The sequence below is a fragment of the Peribacillus sp. P4_C12 genome (assembly GCF_056402095.1).
The window spans coordinates 1-4,239 of sequence record NZ_JBFUIB010000323.1 but is presented as its reverse complement, the minus strand read 5'-3'; the positions used below and the strand labels follow the sequence as shown (position 1 = coordinate 4,239).

Below are 4,239 nucleotides of genomic sequence, written 5' to 3'. Positions count from 1 at the left end.
TAATATACGTTAATGTCCTCGATTTTTAACATTATGAAACCTCCTCGCCAAGATAGGCCTCGATGACTTTTGGATTGTTACGAATTTCTTCTGGCTTTCCTTGAGCGATTAGCTGTCCGTGATCGAGTACGTATATGCGTTCGCAAACACCCATGACAAGCGGCATATCATGTTCAATCAATAAAACGGTCAGGTCAAATTTTTCACGGATGAGGGCAATCAAGTTCATTAGTTCATGCGTTTCCTGCGGGTTCATCCCGGCTGCCGGTTCATCTAGTAAAAGCAGTTTCGGATTTGCGGCAAGCGCACGGGCTATTTCCAAGCGTCGCTGTTTACCATATGGCAGGTTTTTTGCCTTTTCATCCTTGTATTGATCCAGGTTAAAAATTTTCAAGAACTCAATGGCCTTATCATCCATCTCCTTTTCCCCTTTAAAATGGATAGGCAAACGGAAGATCGAACTTAAAATACTATGTTTCGAAAGAGAATGATAGGCAACTTTTACATTATCAATCACTGAAAGTTCACTGAACAAACGAATGTTTTGGAATGTACGACTGATCCCTTTTTGTGTGATTTTATATGGTGGCAGTTTTCTTAAGTTCTCACCTTCTAAAGAAATCGTGCCCTCTGTAGGGACGTAAACTCCTGTCAGCAAGTTAAAGAAAGTTGTTTTTCCAGCGCCGTTCGGCCCAATCAAGCCAATTAGTTCTCCTGGATATAACTCGACGTTAACATCAGAAACGGCTTTAAGCCCGCCGAACTGGATGCCGACCGAATCGACTTTAAGCAGCGGTGTTTTTGTTTTCATGGCTGCTGCCTCCTTTACGTTTGAACATAGATGTTATTTCTTTTGTGCCCATTAAACCTTGTGGACGATAGATCATCATCACGATAAGCACCAGGCTGTAGATGATCATTCGTGTTTCCGGGTAATCTTGCAGGAAAGTCGTAACAACCGTTAGTAATATTGCGGCCAATACGGCACCGGAAAGACTTCCAAGACCACCAAGTACTACTAAAATCAAAATATCAAATGATTTCAAGAATCCGAAGTTCGATGGCTGGATAATATAGAAGTTATGCGCGTATAACCCTCCAGCAATCCCTGCAAAAAAAGCACCAATCGCAAACGCGACAACTTTGTAATACGTCGTATTAATTCCCATCGAATCTGCAGCCGTTTCGTCCTCGCGGATCGAAATGCAGGCTCTTCCGTGGGTTGAGCTTGTAAAGTTTCGGATAACGATGATCGTAACGAGAACGGCAGCAAACACCCATGGCCAAGTAGTGAAATGGGAAACCTGCATGCCACTCGCCCCTCCAACATAATCAATATTCAAAAGAATAATCCGGACGATTTCCCCAAAACCGAGGGTCGCAATCGCCAAGTAGTCTCCTTTAAGACGTAAACTTGGGATTCCGATGATCAAACCGGCCACCGCTGCCACCAAACCGCCAACTATCAATGCCACAACAAACGGCATTTCTAACTTCATGGTCATTATTGCTGAAGCATAGGCACCAACTGCCAGGAATCCAGCATGTCCGATGGAAAACTGTCCGGTCACCCCGATGATTAAGTGTAAGCTTGCTGCTAGGATAATATTAATCCCGATGAACATGAGCGTATTTTGATAAAAAGGATTTAGCGATCCGCCGCCGATTAAAACTTGAATCACGGCGAAAAAGATCAGTGATAGCGAAATCGAGAGCCAAAAACCTTTTGCTCGCTTAAATGTAGTCATTGCTTTGTCTCCCCTATACTTTTTCTTTTTTGTTTTTACCGAATAAGCCTTGTGGCATGAAAATCAAGATAAGAATCAGTACGATAAAGGCTACAGCATCACGCCATAATGAGTAACCGGCGGCACTGACCAATGCCTCGATGACACCAAGCAGTAAACCTCCAACCATCGCGCCCGGTATAATCCCGATTCCTCCAAGTACGGCAGCAACAAATGCCTTCAAACCTGGCAGTACACCCATAAGCGGCTCAATTTTAATATAATAAATACCGAAAATAACACCTGCTGCTCCAGCTAAAGCGGAACCGATTGCAAATGTAGCCGAAATTGTGTTATTAACATTTATTCCCATCAACTTAGCCGCATCCGCGTCAAAAGAAACGGCACGCATGGCTTTTCCTATTTTTGTTTTATGAACGATGATTTGTAAAATGATCATTAAAACTACAGCTACACCGAAAATTAAAACCGATTGACTGTTGATAGAAACTCCAAAGATATTAAATTTGTCTGTTGGCAATACATCACTTGGATAAGCCTCTGGCTGTGCACCACGAACGTAGATGAATCCATATTCGATTAAAAGCGAAACCCCTATAGCTGTGATAAGTGCGGCAATACGCGTTGCGTTCCTCAACGGCTTGTACGCAATCCGCTCGATTAATACCCCAAAGAGAGCGCAGACTGTCATCGAGATTAATAGAGCAGGTACGAATGATAGATCCAGAACCGTTATTGAGTAAAAACCAACGAATGACCCAACCATGAAAACATCACCATGGGCAAAGTTAATTAATTTAACAATCCCGTAAACCATCGTATAACCGAGAGCGATAAGGGCATAAATACTTCCTAGTGAAACCCCGTTAATTAGCTGTTGTATCAATTCCATGTTCGACTCTCCTTGAAAAATCTAATTTTATAATATGGCAAGTTCAGACTCTCGTTTCCACTCAAAATGGAAGTTCCATAAGCCTATATATACTAGAAAAATGAGAATTCGCCAGCACCTTCTATTGTAAGAAAGGCCGGCGAAAGGATTAAAACTTTTACTCTATCATTCAGGATTGATTTTTGTGTTAAATACTTGTTTCCCATCTTTAAACTCAAGAATGGTAGCAGATTTGATTGGATTGTGTTTTTCATCCAATGTGAATGTCCCAGTTACAAGTTCAAGGTCTTTTGTCTTCTCAAGGGCATCCTTAATTTTTTCTGAATCTGTCGAGCCTGCCCGTTTAATAGCATCTGCAAGGTAGTATCCTGTGTCGTATCCTAAAGCATTAAAAGCATCAGGAGATTTATCTTTGTATTTCGCTTTAAATGCTGACACAAAATTCTGAATTTTCTCATCGGGATCACCTGAAGAATAATGGTTCGTGATGAATGTGTTATTTAGCGCTTTTTCACCGGCAATTTCTACTAGTTTAGGAGAGTCCCATCCGTCACCGCCCATAAATGGTACGTCAAGTCCAGTTTCACGAGCCTGTTTCACAATCAGACCAGCTTCTTCATAATAACCAGGTAGGAAAATAAAATCCGGTTTTGCTGATTTCAAACGAGTCAATGTAGAACGGAAATCAGTATCCTTCGCGATGTAAGCTTCTTCTGCAACGATTTTCCCGCCATTTGCAATGAATTGTTCTTTAAAGGCTGCCGCTAATCCTTTTGAATAATCACTTGCGCTATCAATATAGATGGCAGCACTTTTTGCTTTGACTTCACTAGTTGCAAAATTCGCAGCAACTGTACCTTGGAACGGATCGATGAAGCTTGTTCTGAAAATATAATCGTTCAATTTATCATCTTTGTATGTGATTTCCGGGCTTGTCCCAGAAGGGCTGATAACTGGAACTTTATTATCTTGTGCAATCTGTACTTGTGCAATCGTGTTCGTACTTGTAGCTGCACCAACAATTGCTGTAACCTGATCTTGTGAAGTCAGCTTGATAGCACCGCTTGTTGCTTCAGACGCTTCAGATTTATTATCAACTTTTATAAGTTTGATTTTTTTACCGTCAATTCCTTCTTTGTTAATCTCTGCAGTCGCAAGCTCTAGACCTTCCGCAATCGATTGACCATATGAAGCTACACCACCTGATAATTCAAGGTTGRCCCCGATCTTGATTGTTTCTCCATCCCCACTTGATTTCTCTGATGAACCAGAGCCGCCGGAACAACCTGCTAAAACGCCTGCTGCAAGTGTTAAAGAAAGGAATGCACCTGCTAATTTTTTCTTTTTCATAATTAACCCCTCCATTTTGTAATCATAGCTCTGATGCATGAATATTTATTCAAAACGCCCCAGAAAAAATTGATTAGATTAAATGTTTATAATTAAATAAATATTTCGAAAATTAGTTTACCGCATAAATTTCATTCCGTCTATACAATAATTGAATGAATATTTTGCTAAATGGTATATTTTTCACAGAGGCTACTCACTGTTTCTATTTTTATATATTTTAATTATTGTGAAAATAGCCTGTATTAT

4 protein-coding genes are annotated in these 4,239 nt (G+C 40.6%); all 4 read right to left on the bottom strand.

Annotated features, from left to right (window positions below; genetic code table 11):
* Positions 1 to 31 precede the first annotated feature (31 nt).
* Positions 32 to 811, bottom strand: a complete 780-nt coding sequence (locus AC1DUW_RS22035) for an ABC transporter ATP-binding protein (protein WP_053347108.1) — start codon at positions 809 to 811, stop codon at positions 32 to 34.
* The gene (locus AC1DUW_RS22030; RefSeq protein WP_477643463.1) at positions 786 to 1,748 is read right to left on the bottom strand and encodes a branched-chain amino acid ABC transporter permease; all 963 of its coding nucleotides are present in this window, start codon (positions 1,746 to 1,748) and stop codon (positions 786 to 788) included. Before AC1DUW_RS22030 ends, AC1DUW_RS22035 begins: the two co-directional genes overlap by 26 nt.
* 13 nt (positions 1,749 to 1,761) lie before the next feature.
* Complete coding sequence (locus AC1DUW_RS22025; protein WP_053347110.1) at positions 1,762 to 2,640, bottom strand: branched-chain amino acid ABC transporter permease; 879 nt, start codon at positions 2,638 to 2,640, stop codon at positions 1,762 to 1,764.
* Between the two features lie 165 nt (positions 2,641 to 2,805).
* A complete protein-coding gene (locus AC1DUW_RS22020) occupies positions 2,806 to 3,990 on the bottom strand; it encodes an ABC transporter substrate-binding protein (protein ID WP_477643462.1) in 1,185 nt (394 codons plus the stop codon).
* Positions 3,991 to 4,239 lie beyond the last annotated feature (249 nt).